14 protein-coding genes and 3 pseudogenes are annotated in these 17961 nt (G+C 50.5%); 4 read left to right on the forward strand and 13 right to left on the reverse strand.

What is annotated here, in order from left to right; all coding sequences use genetic code 11:
* Positions 1–197: 197 nt before the first annotated feature.
* The 8 genes and pseudogenes from HMPREF9371_RS12415 to rnc all read right to left on the reverse strand — a co-directional run bounded on the left by HMPREF9371_RS12415 (position 198) and on the right by rnc (position 8745).
* The gene (locus HMPREF9371_RS12415) at positions 198–1121 is read right to left on the reverse strand and encodes a hypothetical protein (RefSeq protein ID WP_009118236.1); all 924 of its coding nucleotides are present in this window, start codon (positions 1119–1121) and stop codon (positions 198–200) included.
* Complete coding sequence (locus HMPREF9371_RS12420) at positions 1118–1804, reverse strand: ORC-CDC6 family AAA ATPase (protein ID WP_462937423.1); 687 nt, start codon at positions 1802–1804, stop codon at positions 1118–1120. Before HMPREF9371_RS12420 ends, HMPREF9371_RS12415 begins: the two co-directional genes overlap by 4 nt.
* Positions 1792–3105 carry an ORC-CDC6 family AAA ATPase gene (locus HMPREF9371_RS12425; protein ID WP_009118238.1) on the reverse strand — a complete coding sequence of 438 codons (1314 nt, stop codon included), beginning with the start codon at positions 3103–3105 and terminating at the stop codon, positions 1792–1794. The genes HMPREF9371_RS12420 and HMPREF9371_RS12425 overlap by 13 nt, the downstream gene beginning before the upstream one ends.
* Position 3106: 1 nt before the next feature.
* The gene (locus HMPREF9371_RS12430; protein WP_462937424.1) at positions 3107–3973 is read right to left on the reverse strand and encodes a phosphoribosyltransferase-like protein; all 867 of its coding nucleotides are present in this window, start codon (positions 3971–3973) and stop codon (positions 3107–3109) included.
* A 343-nt stretch (positions 3974–4316) separates the two neighbouring features.
* Positions 4317–5198, reverse strand: a complete 882-nt coding sequence (locus tag HMPREF9371_RS11360; RefSeq protein ID WP_009118242.1) for an N-6 DNA methylase — start codon at positions 5196–5198, stop codon at positions 4317–4319.
* A 112-nt stretch (positions 5199–5310) separates the two neighbouring features.
* A complete protein-coding gene (locus HMPREF9371_RS02300) occupies positions 5311–7008 on the reverse strand; it encodes a hypothetical protein (RefSeq protein ID WP_009118243.1) in 1698 nt (565 codons plus the stop codon).
* A 51-nt stretch (positions 7009–7059) separates the two neighbouring features.
* Positions 7060–7914 (reverse strand): annotated as a pseudogene (locus HMPREF9371_RS02305) (YifB family Mg chelatase-like AAA ATPase); the annotation flags it as partial.
* Positions 7915–8022: 108 nt separating this feature from the next.
* Positions 8023–8745, reverse strand: coding sequence for a ribonuclease III (rnc, locus tag HMPREF9371_RS02310; protein WP_415752582.1), 723 nt, complete (start codon positions 8743–8745; stop codon positions 8023–8025).
* Positions 8746–8891: 146 nt separating this feature from the next.
* Here rnc and HMPREF9371_RS02315 point away from each other — a divergent pair, with 146 nt between their 5' ends.
* The 3 genes from HMPREF9371_RS02315 (at position 8892) to pdxJ (ending at position 11734) form a co-directional block, all read left to right on the forward strand.
* Positions 8892–10130 carry a multifunctional CCA addition/repair protein gene (locus tag HMPREF9371_RS02315; protein WP_040660015.1) on the forward strand — a complete coding sequence of 413 codons (1239 nt, stop codon included), beginning with the start codon at positions 8892–8894 and terminating at the stop codon, positions 10128–10130.
* A 116-nt stretch (positions 10131–10246) separates the two neighbouring features.
* A complete protein-coding gene (gene recO, locus HMPREF9371_RS02320) occupies positions 10247–10966 on the forward strand; it encodes a DNA repair protein RecO (RefSeq protein WP_009118248.1) in 720 nt (239 codons plus the stop codon).
* A gap of 36 nt (positions 10967–11002) precedes the next feature.
* Positions 11003–11734 (forward strand): pyridoxine 5'-phosphate synthase, encoded by a 732-nt coding sequence (pdxJ, locus tag HMPREF9371_RS02325; RefSeq protein WP_009118249.1) that lies wholly within the window; start codon positions 11003–11005, stop codon positions 11732–11734.
* Between the two features lie 640 nt (positions 11735–12374).
* On the opposite strand, the pseudogene HMPREF9371_RS13035 reads toward pdxJ, so the two are convergent.
* Together HMPREF9371_RS13035 and HMPREF9371_RS02330 are read right to left on the reverse strand one after the other, a co-directional pair.
* Positions 12375–12544 (reverse strand): annotated as a pseudogene (locus tag HMPREF9371_RS13035) (ATP-dependent exonuclease).
* Positions 12545–12614: 70 nt separating this feature from the next.
* Complete coding sequence (locus HMPREF9371_RS02330; RefSeq protein WP_009118250.1) at positions 12615–14369, reverse strand: acyl-CoA dehydrogenase; 1755 nt, start codon at positions 14367–14369, stop codon at positions 12615–12617.
* 204 nt (positions 14370–14573) lie between these two features.
* Here HMPREF9371_RS02330 and HMPREF9371_RS02335 point away from each other — a divergent pair, with 204 nt between their 5' ends.
* Positions 14574–15314: a HesA/MoeB/ThiF family protein gene (locus HMPREF9371_RS02335; protein ID WP_009118251.1), complete on the forward strand. Its 741-nt coding sequence runs from the start codon at positions 14574–14576 to the stop codon at positions 15312–15314.
* Between the two features lie 16 nt (positions 15315–15330).
* On the opposite strand, the pseudogene HMPREF9371_RS13040 reads toward HMPREF9371_RS02335, so the two are convergent.
* The 3 genes and pseudogenes from HMPREF9371_RS13040 to HMPREF9371_RS02345 all read right to left on the reverse strand — a co-directional run.
* Positions 15331–15440: pseudogene (locus HMPREF9371_RS13040) on the reverse strand (lipoprotein signal peptidase); the annotation flags it as partial.
* A 151-nt stretch (positions 15441–15591) separates the two neighbouring features.
* Positions 15592–16452 carry a protease HtpX gene (gene htpX / locus HMPREF9371_RS02340; protein WP_009118252.1) on the reverse strand — a complete coding sequence of 287 codons (861 nt, stop codon included), beginning with the start codon at positions 16450–16452 and terminating at the stop codon, positions 15592–15594.
* A gap of 170 nt (positions 16453–16622) precedes the next feature.
* The gene (locus tag HMPREF9371_RS02345; protein ID WP_009118253.1) at positions 16623–17921 is read right to left on the reverse strand and encodes a M23 family metallopeptidase; all 1299 of its coding nucleotides are present in this window, start codon (positions 17919–17921) and stop codon (positions 16623–16625) included.
* Between the last annotated feature and the right edge of the window lie 40 nt (positions 17922–17961).

The raw sequence follows: 17961 nt of genomic DNA on the forward strand, positions 1-17961 counted from the left end.
ACTGAGTTCCAATTCAATCACTAGCATGATGATTTCTACAAAGTGCTGTTGGGAATGTTGCAGAAAGATCCTTTAAAAGGAATTTTGCTTCTTAAACCCCAAGTTTTTTATTTATTACATTTGAAATATGATAAAACAGTTAGGACAACTTCTATATAGGTATTTCTATCGTATTTCTATCAGATAAGAGTTATTCATCAATTGGAGATTTGAACTCTCCATATATGTACTAATTCGGCACCCTTAGATCTACTTGTTTTTTTCTTTACGAAATCATACATTAATAGTATTCTTGGATGATTTATCGCAAACAAAGCAAAAGCTATTGTTGAAGGCTTAGTTCCCAGAGGAACTAAGCATAAATTCCTTCTCTCATATTCAGCAGAGCTATATATTGATTCTATTAAATCATATAGTTTGATAGGGTCATTTGCTCCCGAATAATAAAATGTAATCCTTTCTTTTATTTTTGATAATTGTGCATAGTTTGTTGATATAACTTCATTTTCCCAGCCAAATTTAAATGCAGGAATACCCATAAAACAGTAAAATTTGCTTTCTTCATCTATTTGAAATACATCTGAGTTTATTAGAGATCCTATTCTGTGACCTTCAAAACCTAAATTTACCAATATATAAGCATTTGAAATAGGGCCTACAAAAGGCGGTACTTGCTGCATACCTAATCCATCATCTGATAAGTCATATAATTTATCAATTTTATAACTGGATACTGATTGATCTATTTCTTTATATTCTGAAGGTTGGACATAAATTATGTCAAATTGCTTATTTTTTATTTTACATATTTGAAATAAGTGTATTAACTCTACTAGGGATAAGGATGTTGAATCTATTAAAATTTTTCCACTTGGAATTTCGTATTTACAAAGATCAACGATTTTAAAATTTTCAGAATCGATTTCAATTTGAATATCGTTAGGATTATATTTTACTTCAATTATTTTTTTAGCTATTTTATTAAAGTAAGATCTACTCCAACTATCTCTGTGATCGTAGAGATCTGAGCATATATATACAACATCATAAATATTTTTTGTTAAATGTGAAGAAATATCTTTGGTATGTTGTATATTCCAATCTTCTATCTGAAGCTTCATAATAAAATCTCCTGAATATATTCATCATTATTATCAGTTCTCCATTTTTTCTGGTAGGATTTTTTAATAACTTCAAAGACTTCAGAGGAACTTTCTATAATAGATTTAAATTCCTCAAGTGTAAACGCAATACCCCTTTTTTTTCTGTATGAGATCCCAAATCGAGGAGAGTAAATAGGATTTAATTGATATTCCTTACTAGTAATTTGTAAGTCATTTTTAATTCTTTTTGAATCATCTACAATTATTACTCTCCAACTCATAGCTGAGTGTATAAAATCCTCAAGTTCTATATCAGATCCTGCATAGTCATAAGGAAAAGTAAATATCACTCGTTCTGGTTCTGATTGATAACTAGCTTTCTGTGATATTCTAAATAACTCACCAATTCTATTTACTAGATATGATAACTTTTTGCCATATGGGGGATAGTTTATAACTTCTTTTACTAAATCTGTGCTAGTTGATATAGCTCCGCGATGCATTCCTAATTTAGAAATAGGAGTTATATCTTCAATATATTCATATATTGCATTAGATTCAATATCATCTGAATACTTTAAGGCACTCAAACATAACTCTTTAAAGTGCCTTATATTAGGAGTTGTCATTGTAATAAATCTATCAAATCCTGCATATACAGGCACTTCTAGAGAAGTATTCTGTAAATTTAAAGATAGCAATGTGTTATATGCATATGTATGAATCTTATTACTAATATTTTCATTATTTGTTTTTTTCCAGATTCAATTTTAAGATGATCAAGGTACTTTTTAATTGACTGGATGCAAAAATTTTTTTGCTTATAAGTTCCCATAATCGTAATAGCTAAAGAAGGAGTTTCCAGTATTAAGCTAATTTCTTCTCCTATAAATCCTATTTCTGATAAGATATTTTTAACTTTATTGTCAAGTTTCTTTATGGCCTCAGATGATAATTCTTCAATACTAGGAGTTGGTAATATCCTATTGACATAAGATAAAAGTTGACTCTTATATTCTTTACTTTGACGTTTAATTATATTATTTTTTTCTCCTAAAAAAATTGGACTAAATTCATTTAAGTTGCATTTAAGTCCTGTAGTCTGTAATGTTAATAAAAAAACTTCTGCCGCGAATATTTGATAGTCTTTAGAAAAAAAATCATCTAAGCTTTCCTCTGTAAAGTCATCTGGAGCTTGTAACCATTGATTTGAAGTAGTTTCTTTTGTGGGCTGAGCATTTAGTTTATATGCCACATTCCATATTAAAGATTTATTAGATTCTTTTCTATAATTATTAATTAATTTTTGTTGCTCATTATTTAGTAGTTCGAACTCATCTATGAATATCTTAAATGTTGTATTTGAAAAAAAATCTCCACAGTCTTTTTTTAAAGACTCAATTAAAAAAATAATCATAGATTTTGGTTCTATACTGATTAACCCATCCAGCATTATGGGGTTTAATCTAGTAGAAACATCATATTTTTGAAAGCTTATCCATTCCTCTATCTTATCAAAACAAGATATATCCGTAGATGTTATGCGGGAGAGTGCCCTCCAAAAATTTCCATTTGATTTAAGTAATTTTTGAATTTCTGGGAAGTGATAAATTGCATTTTTTAGAAATTTAATAAGTTCATCAATTAAAGATAATGCTGCATGTATTAAAAAGAATCTTAATGAATTTTCTCCTAACCAGTTAGAATTTAAACCTTGGCAATAAGCTATATCAGGTTTCCAATAAAGTAAAATACAATCAAATTCATCTTGATTGACATTATGTTGATTTTTATCAAACCGAGTGGAGTGTGAAAAATACTGTATATATGTACTTTTTCCTGACCCTCTAGATCCTACTAATGCAATAGAGTGTGATATTTTCCTTAAGTCTAGTTTTTCAATAAAAAAAGGTACTACAAATTTATTTAATACACTACCATCCGTTGCTTGATATTCCATTCGAGCAGCAGATAATTTGCTTATAATGTCATTTAGATGCATTTCAAGCTCTCCTAAAAAATAACTGCTTCCAATTTGAGTGGCTAGGTGAATTCTTCATCCATAGAATATGAGGAGCTTGATTAGGGCAACCCCATTCAAAAACTATTGGCAAACAAGCATTTTCATATCCAAACCAATAATCACTTTTTTCTGAGCCATAATTTTGTTGCATGGATTGAAAGAAATTTTTAGCAACTTGAAGAGTATTGATTTGATCATTTCTAAATTTGGCCTGAGGATCTCCAAAAAATAAATTACTTTTCTCTGAAACTATTTCAATAGGTAAAATATGTAAATTTGGATATTGCTTATTTACAGCTTCAATACCTTTACTATATGCAACAATAGGAGAATAAATAACTAATTTATCATTTAACTTTTCTTTTAAGAAGAAATTTGGGGCAAACTCATTTAAAAATTGTTTCCCACTTCCTAGAATATCATCTATAAGTATAATTATCTCAACATCTTCATTCTTTAAAGAATATTCGTTAGTAGCAATAATTGGTGATAAAGAACGATATACTGTTGAACCGGATTCACCTTGTGAATTATTTGTAGTGATAGGGGAAAAGCGAAGTATACTGTTAAATCCACCATTTTTGAGTTGGTATTTCCATTCACTCAGTGAACTATTCTTTTGAAAAATTCTTTTTCCACTCATTTCAGATAAAATTAAGCTTCTTATCTGCCCATGTAAAAGTTTAGAATACCCAGCTAATGCCATATCTTTTGATCTAAAGATCAAACTATCAAGTATCTGTAATGCCATGTACTCCGACTTTTCGTCTTCTTTGAAGTTACTGAGCCATGCGCTAAATATTTCATACCGTGTAGGCCAAATATTCGTAAAACAACAGAATTCAATTTTATTTAAAACATTTTTTTAAATAAAACCCAGTTATTAGGTAGTTCCATTTTATTTAAATTTTAGGTAGTTAAAAAGTTAAATAATGATTGATGTGTAATATATTTCGCACCTACACCTAAACATGCATTTTTAAAAAATTCCTCCCCTTCTTTGGAAAGAAATTTTGACCAAATAAAATTTCGAATACTATCTGTTTTAGTTCTCACTACTATTATACAATCGCTCACAGGGACTGAGCCACTTTCAACTAGAGCAAATTTTCCAATACAGCGACTGCCAACTCGTGCTAACAGAATATCTCCAGATTGAGCATTATTTAGAAAGGCACAACTATCAAACTTTAAATTAAGCTTCTTTTTTTATTATTAAAATGGGTAGTATGAAAATAATTTATTTTATTTTTTTTAAGGTAATTATGACTCACATTTCCCCTAAATATAAGAAAATCATCGGGATTTATTGTAATATATTTCTGAGAAGATATATTTCTTTTATATTGATGAAACTGGTAATCAGCTCTTTCAACTGCCTCATTAATATTAAGGTCTATACTTTTATTTGTAAGAATATCTGATACCCTAATTTTGTTGTTATTTTTACCAACAGAAGCACATTTTGAAAGGATGACTATAAATGTTTGAGCATCTGTCTTTTTGAAACTTTTTGCAGGTAATTGGATAATATTTTTAATAGAATATTCTTGAAAAATATGTCTTCTAAAATCCTTCCATTTTTCCCCTGTTATTAATCCTGATGGTAAGATTATGCCCATTTCACTATTATTATTTAATAATCTTAGATTTTGAGCAAAAAAAATTAATTCGGCAGGAATTTTTCTCCTGTGTTTAGAAAGACATTTTAATAATCCAGCTTCTTTTAAAATATTTTTGTTTTCTTCAGTCAAGTCTGTTTGAAAGTAAGGGGGATTTGAAATAAGCAGATCAATTTCTTCATATTTTTCTTTTAATAGGCCAAATAAATTAAAAGAGAAGCCATCGAAATGAATTGCTTCAATGACTTTCTCTTTATTTGCCTTGTCAATATTTTCTTTATCAATATCTATGCCAATTAGGCGAGCTTTAGGCCACTTTTCTCTTGCTGCATATAATAGGCTGCCATGACCAAACCCTAAATCTAAGATGGTTTTTGGAGAGAAAGAGTCTAAGCTATTAATTAGACTTTGGCTAAATAACGCTTCTGTATAAAATTGATTTAAACTCATTTAATTAAATAATTTTATGTTGGTTGAGTAATAATTATTTTTTAGGTTGGAGATATGCTCAAACAAAAATTTAATTTTAAATATTATATGATAACTCTTTTAATAAAAATAGTCATCTTTCATGATTTTTTACTTTCAATACAACCCTCTCCACCGTATTACGCCCTTCCTCTCCATGCTTGTATACCTTGTAATTGGTATACAAGCTTTTCTTTATGAACTTATTGAACACTCCTGCGTGTTTGACTGCCTCCCGCAGTATCCAATTGATCCAGCGGTGTAAGGTGCTGGCTGATTCATCCACTTCGGCCATTAAGCCGGTAAAGTCCTCTTTGCCATTTCGCCCTATGAGTTCAACACAAACCAGTTGCTTACCATCCGGTAAGGTCAGGCGCATCACAAAAGCGCCCACTACGGGCGGTGTGCTTCCTTTGTTTCCGGAAATCTTGATAATACCGATGTTTGGCTTGGTTTCAAATACCTTGTCATTCAGCCATTCCACTTGTGTGATCTTGCCTTGCCGCTTCAATTCTTGGGCTTCCAGCCACATCTGCTCATATCGCGGCGGCTTGCTTTCCACTACCTGACCGACTATACCACCTACGCCGGTGCCGGTTCCTTTCGCCGGTAAGGTGGAGCCGGATCCGGGTGTATTGCCTACGGGAACAATCTTTCTGCCGCCGGCATTCTGATCTTCCGCCGTCATGATGTTACGCTTGTCTCCGATCAACTGATTATGTAGAGGCAGGGCAAGATCGGCAGCGTCCCAACTTGCTGTAAACGTGGTGCTAACAGGCACTTCAGGCAGATTAACCGTCCTACGGATAATGGCCGGCACGCTGCCTGAGCCGCTTCCAGAAGCCATACTTTTTTTCCACCACATGATGTCCGGGCCGGGCGGATCCGAAATGCCGAGAATGTTCAGCCCGAGGAAACTTCGGTCATCGAACGGAATACCACGCACCCGAATAGTCACATCAGGGTGGGCGTGCCACGGCTCAGGAGTTAGGAAAGCAAATGGAATAGAATTTTCTTTGCTTTGATTGAAAAAAGATTTGAAGCAATTATTTGCAAATTTATGAACCACTTGCTGCGTGTACGCATCTCGCTTCAAGTGAGCCAAAAATACCGCATCTTGTTTCACAAGCTTGTGGGAAGACTGCAGAATGTCTACATTTCCTGAAGGCGTTAGATGCGAAGGAAAGGTCGGCAACAACAGACTCAGAACACTGTCTCCGTTACCCGGAGATTTGATTTGATAAGGGTAACTTGTCAAAATGCGCTTAAGTTCGGGTGAGTGGCCGTAAGCCGCCCGGAAGAAGTCCATACCGTTCAATACCAGCTTGCCGCCATTATCCAAATCGAATTCAAGCAACTGGCTGAAATCATTTACCCCATACAATAAAGGGTAAAGATCAAGAGGAAAAGGATCGTCTTGCTTATCCAGCCTAGACTGGGCATTGAAGGTTTTATAACGCCAGCATCCCGCTGCAAACGATACCTTAAATTCAACGACAGGATAATTAACTTCCTCAACAGACTTCCCATTTACCCAGACAGAGCCGATACGGTACTGTCCTAAAAGCGGGAGCGGGAGAAGTTCCTTTTCAGCTTTACCCAATTCCAAGCCGGCATCAGTCCGACTCAAAATTTCCCTAAAAAGCACTTGCAGATTCTGTTGCCCCGGTTCCGAGCCTTTCACTAAAGCAGCGTACCACCAAAGCAGATAAGGCCGGTTCGGCAAAAGTCTTGCCGGCGAGAAGGTATATGTGACGGGATTTTTGATTGTATTGGGATAGGTGAGCATCATTTTGTGTCACCTATTTCTGATTTGTGTCAGATTATTCTGAATATCACAGTGTCCTCCGCCGATCAGCGCCACAGAACTGGCAGAGTGGTGCGGAGCCCTAAACGGGCGGTGACTGCTTAAGTTGTTCATATATTGGGGTAATAATGAGCGCAATGCCCACACTTCCATACGCTCTTCGTCGGTGAGCGGCGGCAGAATCGAGGGCAGGCGCTGGGCGAGCATGGATTTGCCGGTGCCGGGCGGGCCCATCATCAGCAGGCTGTGTCCGCCAGCGGCGGCCAGTTCCAGCACCAGGCGGGCGGTGTGCTGCCCTTTCACGTCTTTCAAATCCGGCAAAGCGGCGTCTGCGTGTTCCGTCTTGTCCGCAGTCTGATGCGGGGTGCGCGGCAGGGCGGTGACGCCGTTTAAGTGGGCGGCCACGGCACCGAGGCTGTCGGCGCCGTACACTTCGGCCTCCGCGATGGCGGCGGCTTGGGTGGCATTGGCCGTAGGGAGAATAAAGCCGCGTTGCGCGCGGCCGGCCTGCCAAGCCATGGCAAGCGCGCCGCGTATCGGGCGCAGCAGGCCGGACAGCGCCAGTTCGCCGGCAAATTCGTAATCGGTCAGTTTGGCGGCATCCACTTGGCCGGAGGCGGCCAAAATGCCGAGGGCGATGGGCAGGTCGAAACGGCCCGACTCTTTGGGCAGGTCGGCCGGGGCGAGGTTGACTGTGATTTTCTTAGCGGGAAAGTCGAAACCGCTCTGCACGATGGCGGCGCGCACGCGGTCGCGGCTTTCTTTCACTTCGGTATCGGGCAGGCCGACGATGTTGAACGCAGGCAGGCCGTTGGCCAAGTGGGTTTCCACTTCGACCGGGGGCGCGTCCATGCCGGATAAGGCGCGGCTGTGTACCAGAGAGAACGTCATGCAAACCGCCTGCTGCAATCACTGTGGGGGAGACGGAAGGATTCTAACCGCGTTTGCGGCGGCTGCAAAGATAAGGGGCGGGGCTTTCAGGTAGCCTGAACGGGGAGCTTAACGCTTTTTCTGTTTACCTGCGGCCAAGCGGCTTTCCAGCCAGGCCAAGGCTTGGGCGGCGCAGTCTTGCTCGGCGGCGCGGCGGCTGTGGGCTTGGGCATAGGTGATGTGGCCCAGTTCGCCCAAATCGCAGGAAACGTCGAAACGGGCGTCGCTGCCTTCGCCGGTTTGCTTGTCGATGCGGTATTTGGGCAGCGGGAAGCGCTGTGCCTGCAAGGCTTCCTGCAAGCGGGTTTTCGGATCTTTGGCCTGATTGTTCAGGCTGGCGCCCTGTACGCGCTCGGCAAACAGGCGGCGCACCACGGCCTCGGCGGTGTTGAAACCGGCATCGAAGCTGATGGCGGCAAACATGGCCTCCATGGCGTCGGCCAAAATGGAAGGGCGGTCGAAGCCGCCGCTTTTCAGTTCGCCCGGCCCCAGAAACAAGGCGTCGCCCACGGCCAGACGGCGGGCGATGTCGGCCAACACGTCTTGGTTGACCAAGTTGGCGCGCAGGCGGGAAAGCTCGCCTTCGCTGCATTTGGGAAAGGCGTCGAACAGCATGCGCGCGACGGTGTAATTGAGGATGCCGTCGCCGACAAACTCGAAACGCTCGTTGTTGCGGGCGGCATAGCTGCGGTGGGTGAGTGCCTGTTTGAGCAGCTCGGGCCGGGCGAAAGTGTGGCCGAGACCGGCTTGAAGGTGTTCAAGGGCGCGTTGGCGGCGGGGGTCTGTCATGATGGGTTGCGGTGCGGGAAATCTGGCTGGGGCGCGATTATAGCGGAAAGCGGGCGGATGCAGGATAATGCCGGCTGCAAGCGGTGTAACGGCCCTGAGGCTACCTGAAAAGCTGGGGCGGCAAACCGTATGGATAAAACGGAGTGATGATGCAGATTTATTTGGTGGGCGGCGCGGTGCGCGATGCCCTGCTCGGGCGGGAAGTGAAAGACCGCGACTGGGTGGTGGTGGGGGCGGATGCCGATGAGATGGTGGCGGCCGGCTATCTGCCGGTGGGCAAGGATTTTCCGGTGTTTCTCCATCCGCAAAGCCACGAGGAATACGCGCTGGCGCGCACCGAGCGCAAAACCGCCAAAGGTTACACCGGCTTTGTCTGCCATGCCGCACGCGAGGTGACGCTGGAGCAGGATTTGCTGCGGCGCGACCTCACCATCAACGCCATGGCGCGCGATGCCGACGGCGTGCTGATCGACCCCTACGGCGGGCGGCAGGATTTGGCCGACGGCATTTTGCGCCATGTCAGCCCGGCTTTTGCCGAAGACCCGGTACGCATTTTGCGCACCGCCCGTTTTGCCGCCCGCTACGGCTTTCAGGTGGCCCCGGCAACCATGGCGCTGATGCGGCAGATGGTGGCGGCGGGCGAGGCGGATGCCTTGGTGGCCGAGCGGGTGTGGCAGGAGTTTGCCAAGGGTTTGATGGAGCCGCGGCCGGTGCGGATGCTGGAAGTGTTGCGCGAGTGCGGCGCGCTGGCGGTGTTGCTGCCCGAAGTGGCGGCCTTGTTCGGCGTGCCGCAGCGGGCGGAATACCACCCTGAAATCGACAGCGGCGTACACACCCTGATGGTGCTGCAGCGCGCCGCCGATTTGGGCTTGGGGCTGCCCGAACGCTACGCCGCGCTGCTGCACGATTTGGGCAAGGCGCTCACGCCGAAAAACAAGCTGCCGCGCCATCACGGCCACGACGCCGCCGGCGTGCCTGCGGTGCAGGCGGTCAACCGCCGTTGGCGGGTACCGAAAGCCTGCGCCGAGCTGGCGGAATTGGTGTGCCGCTGGCACATTGTGCTGCACAGCGTGGCCGAGTTGCGCCCCGTCACCGTGCTCGACACCCTGCGCCAAACCGACGCTCTGCGCCGGCCCGAACGTTTCCGTGCCGCGCTGGATGTGTGCCAGGCAGACGTGCAGGGGCGGCTGGGTTTGGAACACACGCCTTATCCGCAGCGGGCGCATTGGCTGGCCTTGTTGGACGCCGCCCGCGGCAGCGACACCGCGGCAATTGCCGCCGAATACGCCGACCGGCCGCAACAGATTGCCGAAGCCGTGGCCAAAGACCGCCTGCGGCGTTTACGTCCGCTTCAGGAAGCCTACCGTGCGGCGGCCAAGGCTACCTGAAAACCGTTTAGCAGGCTTTCAGGTAGCCTGAAGCCCGACTCCTGCTCTTTGAAACACATCCGTGCCGATTCAAGCCCGGCCGCCCAACCCCCGTCTTTCCGCTATAATCGCGCCCCATGAGCTCAGCCAACCGCATCGACCACCAACCCGCTTTTCTGCTGTCCGCTACGCCGTGGCGGGAAACCAGCCTGTTGGTGGAGCTGTTCAGCCGCGATTACGGGCGGGTGGCATTGGTGGCGCGCAGCGCACGCAAACGGCAGAGCGAATTGCGCGGGGTGTTGGTGCCGTTTGTGCCGGTTTGCGTGTCGTGGTACGGCAAGGAAGAATTGAAAACCCTGCACCGTGCCGAATGGCTGGGCGGTTGGCCGCAACCGCAAAACCGCGCCCTGTTCAGCGGCCTGTATGCCAACGAATTGGTGGCCAAGCTGACCGCCCGCGAAGACCCGCATCCGGCCATTTATGCCGAACTGGCCGAAGTGATGCGCCGCATCGCCACCGAAGACAACCATGCCGCGGCTTTGCGGCATTTCGAGTGGGCGCTCTTGCAGCACAACGGCTTGGCGCCCGATTTGCAGCAGGACGGCCACGGCCGTCCGTTTGTGGCGGAGCAGCGCTATTATGTACAGCCCGAACACCCCGTGTGGCCGCAGCAGACGGACGGGATGGAAGGCATGGCGGTCAGCGGTGCCGCTTTGCAGGCTTTGGCCGAGCGCCGTTTAAGCGATCCCGCGCATTTGCAGGAAATCCTGCGCCTCAACCGCCTGCTGCTCGATTTCCGCCTGCCGGAAGGCATCAAAAGCCGGCAAGTGTTGCAACAGTTGCAGCAGTTCAGGTAGCCCGGTTCCGCCGCACACCCCATAGAAAGGAAGCCCATGTTACTCGGTGTCAACATCGACCACGTCGCCACTTTGCGCAATGCGCGCGGCACGGTGTACCCCAGCCCGCTGGAAGCCGCCCTGTTGGCGGAAACCCACGGTGCGGACCTGATTACCCTGCATCTGCGCGAAGACCGCCGCCACATCAAAGACGCCGATGTGGCCGCCATTAAAAATGCTTTGCGTACGCGCATGAATCTGGAAATGGCCCTGACGCCCGAAATGCTCGAACATGCGCTGGCCGTGCAGCCGCACGATGTCTGCCTGGTGCCGGAGCGGCGCGAAGAAGTGACTACTGAAGGCGGCTTGGACGTGCTCGGCCAGCAGCAGAAAGTGGCCGACTACACCGCGCGCCTGCAGGCGGCCGGCATCCGCGTTTCCCTGTTTATCGATGCCGACGAAGCGCAGATTCAGGCCGCCCGCGATGTCGGCGCGCCGGTCATCGAGCTGCACACCGGCGCCTATGCCGATGCGGCCGGCCACAGCGCCCAATTGAACGAATGCCGCCGTTTGGAAGACGCTGCTTATTTCGCTTCCGAGCTGGGCTTGGTGGTGAACGCGGGCCACGGCCTGAACATCCACAATGTGGCTCCGATTGCACGCATCCTGCCGATCCGCGAACTCAACATCGGCCATGCCCTGATTGCACAGGCGGTGTTTCTCGGCCTGCCCGAAGCCATCCGCCAAATGAAAGAAGCGATGTACCGCGCCCGCAGCCAGCCGGATTAACCCGGCGCTGTCTTTATCCGGAATCAGGCTACCTGAAAGCAAAGTTTCGGCTTTCAGGTAGCCTAAAAGCTTTTGATATCCCCTAATTGACACAGACTGAGGCCTTTGCAAACCTCCCTGCGCAGCAACACAGCGAACGTGAATGCCAGAGATTCAGGTGGAATGGATCGATCAGAAAGATAAGCAAACGAGCGAGTAGCCCCCTAAGGCATCCATGCACCGCGCAGAAATGCAATACAGATAGGAGTGTTGCAAGGTCTCAGACTGGTAATTCGGCTTTTGGGAGTTTGGCTTGGGCAGCAAATATACCTGCTGCAAATATAAAGAGCGCGGCAAAATTCGACACCTTACGAACATTTATCAGGCAAAAATAAGAATTTATTCTTGATCTGCAGATACTGCCTCCTGCTTGCTAACGACGCCCCCGAATTCAACTCGTTCTTTTGCCGCTCTAATTCTAATCTTTCCACTCAGAGCGATGCTTCTGGTCACCTTTATGGCTTTGCAGGGACATGGAATAGCGACTTGCAGTAAGCAACCATCTAATATCCAAGCAAAAATATCAATAGAGAGTAGATGTAGAAACAGCCGAAAGCCCTAAGCGCGGACTTCGGCTGGTGGCTGAAATAGGCTGAGACCTTTACAAAACCCCCAGATGTGGATGCAGTTCAAGGCGTAGCAGCGCAGCGAGCGTGAACGCCAGGAATCCCCGTGGGACAGACATATCAGATAGATAGGCAAGCGAGCGAGCAGTACCCATAGGGCATAAACGCACAACGCAGAAATGCGCCACAGATGGAGGTTTTGCAAAGGTCTCAGGCTTTTTGACAAAACTTTAACCGTGTTTCATCACAATAAGGAAGGCACCTCTCTGTTTGATTTACAGCAGCTCTGTCGGCACGGCCAGCAGGGCTTCGCCGCCGCTGGCGATTTGGGAGGCGTAGGTGTGGATCTGCGGCAGCACATAGGCGAAGTAGGCCTGCGCAGTGTGGCGGCGGGCATCGGCAAAGGCTTCGCCGAAGCCGCTGTCGCCGGCGGCCAGGTATTCTTTGGCCAAGGCGGCGGCGCCGAGGGTGCAGCCCATTTGGTGCAGATAGGCGTGGGCGTTGGCGGCGGCCAGCTCGGGGTTGGCGGTGTATTGGGCGAGGATGGTGCTCACGCTGCTGCGGGCGGCGGCGAGGGCTTGGCGCAGGGTGTCGGCCAGGCCGGCGTCGGCAGCGGCCAGCCGCTCGGCCGTGCCTTGGGCTTCGTCCAGCAGGGCGTAGGCGGTGCGGCCTTGGTCGGCGGCGGTTTTGCGGCCCATCAGGTCAAGCGCCTGGATGCCGTTGGTGCCTTCGTAGATGGCGGTGATGCGTACGTCGCGCACCAGCTGGGCAGCGCCGGTTTCTTCGATGTAGCCCATGCCGCCGAATACCTGCATGGCCTGATTGGTGAGCGTGGTGCCGTTGTCGGTGCTCCAGGCTTTGACGATGGGAATCAGGTAGCCTAAACGCGCTTGGGCGGCTTGGCGGGCGGTTTCATCGGGGTGGTGGTGGGCGAAGTCAATGGCGGCGGCGGCCTGCAGATAGAGGGCGCGTTGGGCGGCAAGGGTGGCTTTCTGCACCAGCAGCATACGGCGTACGTCGGGGTGGTGGATGATGGTCACCGCGCCGCTGCCGCCGGCGATGCTGCGGCTTTGCACGCGCTCTTTGGCGTAGGCCAGGGCATGCTGATAGGCGCGTTCGGCCACGGCGTGGCCTTCGATGCCCACGCCAAGGCGGGCGTGGTTCATCATGGTGAACATATAGGCCAAGCCTTGGCCGGCTTCGCCCACGAGGTAGCCTTCGGCGTCTTCAAACTGCATCACGCAGGTGGGGCTGGCGTGGATGCCGAGTTTGTGTTCGAGCATCACGGCGTGGGCGTTGTTGCGCGCGCCGAGGCTGCCGTCTCCGTTCACCAAATATTTGGGCACGATAAAGAGGGAAATGCCTTTCACGCCGGCGGGGGCGTCGGGCAGGCGGGCGAGCACCAGATGGACGATGTTTTCAGTCAGCTCGTGGTCGCCCCAGGTGATGAAGATTTTTTGGCCGCTGATGCGGTAGGCACCGTTGCCGTTGGGCACGGCTTTGGCGGCCACTTGGGCCAGATCGGTGCCGGCTTGGGGCTCGGTCAGATTCATGGTGCCGCTCCAGCGGCACTCGCACATCGGCGGCAGGAAGCGCTGTTTTTGCTCTTCGGAGGCGTGGGTGGCGATGGCTTCGACTGCGCCTAAGGTGAGCATGGGCAGCAGGGAGAAGGCCAGATTGGCCGAACACCACATTTCTTCGCAGGCGGCGGCCACGGCGGCGGGCAGTCCTTGTCCGCCGTATTCGGCCGGGGCGCGCACGCCGGCCCAACCGGCTTCGCGGTAGGCTTGGAAGGCGGCGGCCAGATCGGGATGCACGGTTACTTGGCCGTCTTTCAAAACAGCGCCGTTCAAATCGCCGGTGCGGTTGGTGGGCGCCAGCACCTCTTCGGCAAATTTGGCGGCTTCTTCCAGCACGGCGGCGGCGGTGTCTTCATCGAGGCCGCTGTTGCCATGGGTCAGCACATCGACCAGCTGGCCGTGGGTGCGCAGGGCAAACAGCAGCTCGTTAACGGGGGCGCGGTAGTTCATGCTTTCTCCTTTGCGGTGTGTGATTGTTTGTGGGTTTGAGACTGGGCAGCATAGCAAAGGGCGCGGTGCTTGCAAAGGCAAAAAGCCGATGATCTACTCCAGTTTCCCGGTGCGACAAGGCTACCTGAAACTACGGTTTGCGGGGGCGGCGGCAAAGTGGGAATCGGCTTATAATCCGCCCTTTGTTTTTGCGTGTGGAATGATATGGACGACCGCCAGCTGCTGCGTTACAGCCGCCACATTTTGTTGGACCCAATCGGCATTGAAGGCCAGCAGAAACTTTTGGACGCCACGGTGCTGGTGCTCGGTTGCGGCGGCTTGGGTGCGGCCGCGCTGCCGTATTTGGCCGCCGCCGGCGTGGGCCGTCTGCTGATTGCTGACCACGATACGGTGGACGACACCAATCTGCAGCGCCAGATTACCTACACCGAAGCCGACATCGGCCAAGCCAAAGCCGCCACCATGGCAGGCTACCTGAAACGGCTGAATGCCGACTGCCGGGTGGAAGCCTACGGCCGCCTGGACGAAGACGGCCTGCGCCGTCTGCTGCCGCAATGCGATGTGGCCTTGGACTGCAGCGACAATTTCGCCGCCCGCCACGCCTTGAATGCCGCCGCTTGGGCCACCCGCACGCCGCTGGTGTCCGGCGCGGCGGTGCGTTTTGAAGGGCAGGTGGCGGTGTATCGGCCCGACCGGGACGGCCAGCCCTGCTATGCCTGCCTGTTTGACGGCGAGCAGGCGGACGACGGCGCCTGCGCTACCTTCGGCGTGTTCTCGCCCTTGGTCGGCATTATCGGCACCACGCAGGCGGCAGAAGCCTTAAAAATACTGATGGGCCTGCCGGTCGAAAGCGGCGTGCTGCGTTGCTACCAAGCTTTGAGCGGAGCATGGCAGCATTTCCGCTTGCAGCAAAATCCCGAGTGCCGGGTGTGCGGCGGGCGGTGAAAGCAATGCAAACAGACTGAGACCTTTGCAAAACCCCCAGATGTGGATGCAGTTCAAGGCGTAGCAGCGCAGTAAGTGCAAACATATCATCTAGATGGGCGTGCACAACTCAGAAATGCGCCGCAGATGGGGGGTTGCAAAGCTCTCAGGCTAAAAACTGTCCAAAAGCATCAGGCTACCTGAAACTTTTTCAGGTAGCCTGATGCTTATTCAGCCGCTCCATCACACAATCCAATGGTTGTAAGCCGAGACGATTTGCCCTGCTCCGGGGTTCCGTTTACATCCCGCCTTGCTGCAAACGGGCAATCCGATCATCCAGCGAAGGATGGGTGCTGAGCAGCGATTTGAATTTGTCGCCGGCGATGCCCATCGCGGTCATCTCTTGCGGCAAACGGCTTTCGCTGCCTTTCAGGCGTTGCAGCGCGGCAATCATTTTCGGCGCGCCCACCAGCTTGGCGGCGCCCGCATCGGCACGGTATTCGCGCTGACGGCTGAACCACATCACAATCAGGCTGGCCAGAAAACCGAACACCAATTGCAACACCGAATTCACCAAAATATAAACGCCATAATTGCCCTGCTGGTGCCCGCGTCCATCCCGAGTGCGGCCGGCAGCCACCACATTGGCAACCAAGCGGGACAGGAAAATCACAAAAGTATTCACCACGCCTTGAATCAGGGTGAGCGTGACCATGTCGCCGTTGCCGACGTGCGCCATTTCATGCGCCAACACGGCTTCCACTTCGTCGCGGCTCATGCGCTCCAGCAGGCCGGTGCTCACCGCCACCAAAGATTTGTTGCGGCTGGCGCCGGTGGCAAAGGCGTTCGGCTCGGGCGAAGCATACACGGCCACTTCGGGCATTTGCAGATTCCATTGTTTGGCCTGCGCCTCCACCACCGCCAGCAGCCAAGTCTCGGTTTCGCTGCGCGGCTGGGTAATCACATAAGCGCCTACCGCACGCTTGGCACTGCTTTTTGAGGTAAACAGGGAAATCAGCGAACCGGAAAAACCGATCACGGCCGACATCAACAGCATGCCGTACATTTCTTGCGGATTAATGCCCAATAAGCCCAAGATCAGGCTGAGAACGAACAGAACGGCCAGATTGGTGGCCATAAAAAGAAAAATGCGTTTCACGGTATCGACTTCGGTAGTGGCCGGTGAACTTGGCGCGGATGGCTTGTTGCGGCCGGGTTGTGTGTGGTCGGTGTTTCCTTCGGGCTACCTGAAACGGTTTCAGGTAGCCCGACGGACATGTTGTTGTCACATCTATAGTTGGGCGGCGTCACCGCTTGCCCAACCAGGTCTCAATCCACTTGGGCGATGGTCTGCCCGACATGGCGCAGCGGCGACAAAGTGGCTTCCAAATGCGCCTGGGTTTGGCGGAATTTGGCCAGCTCTTGCGCATTCAGCTTTTTCGCCGGCAAGGCAACCGCCACCGGGTTCACCGGCTGGCCGTTGAGGCGCACCTCGTAATGCAGGTGCGGACCGGTGGAACGGCCGGTACTGCCCACGTAGCCGATGATTTCTCCCGCCGCTACGCGCATTCCCGGCGCAGCAGTGGTGGAAAACGCGCTCATGTGGGCATACAGGGTTTCCATGCTGCTGTTGTGGCGCAAAACCACGGTGTTGCCGTAACCGCCTTTCCACCCGCGGAACTCCACCACGCCTGCGGAAGGCGCACGAATCGGCGTACCGGTGGGGGCGGCATAGTCGATACCGGTGTGCATACGCAAGCCACCCAAAACGGGATGGATGCGCAAGCCGTAAGGCGAACTGATGCGGCTGCCCGCCACCGGCTGGGTTTCAAAACCTTTTTTCAAAGGCTGGCCCTTGGCATCGTAATACTGGCCGCCACCGTCTTCACCGAAATAATAGGCGCGGTACAACTCGCCTTTATGGGTGATTTCCGCGCTCAAAATATCGCCGGTGGCCAGCTCCTGGCCGCGGAAATACATGCTGTCATACAGCACGCGCACGGTATCGCCGCGCTCCAATTTGCTCAGATCCAAACTGTCGCTGAAAATCTCTTTCAGCGATTCACGCACTTCCACCGGAATGCCGGCCTGCGCCAACGAGCCGGTGAGCGAAGATTTGATGACCACCGCTTTCAGGCTGGGCATGGTTTCGGTTTGCACCTCGCCCACTTGGGCGCGCCAATGGCCGTCGGCCAGCTCCAGCGCAATCAAATTGCGCTCGCCGTTGTCGTCATCATTAAAAAACTGAACGTGGGTGGGATTGCCGCGCGTGTCAATCTGCATGCTGATCACCTGATCGGGGCGCAACTGCAGCAGTTTGGTGTCGATGGGGCTCTCGCGCAGAATGTTTTGGATATGGCGCTCGTCAATGCCGAAGCGGCCCAATACCAGGCTGAGGTTGTCGCCCGCTTGCACCACCTCGTCGCGCCAGTAGCTGGCGGCGGGCGGGGTGCCGCGGACATAAACGGAAGGCAGGGTTTCCAATACCCGCTTGCTTTCATGAGCCGGTACCGCAGCGGGCGGTTCGGTGAGGGCATAAGCGGCAACGATGCCGCTAAAAGGCAGAACGGCTGCCAACAGAGCCAAACGGACTCTACGGCGGCGCCAGATAGATGGTGAATCGGTCATGCGTATTCCTGTGGCCGGGACTCGTCCCGCTCAAACATCA

The organism is Neisseria shayeganii 871, assembly GCF_000226875.1.
Classification (GTDB): domain Bacteria; phylum Pseudomonadota; class Gammaproteobacteria; order Burkholderiales; family Neisseriaceae; genus Eikenella; species Eikenella shayeganii.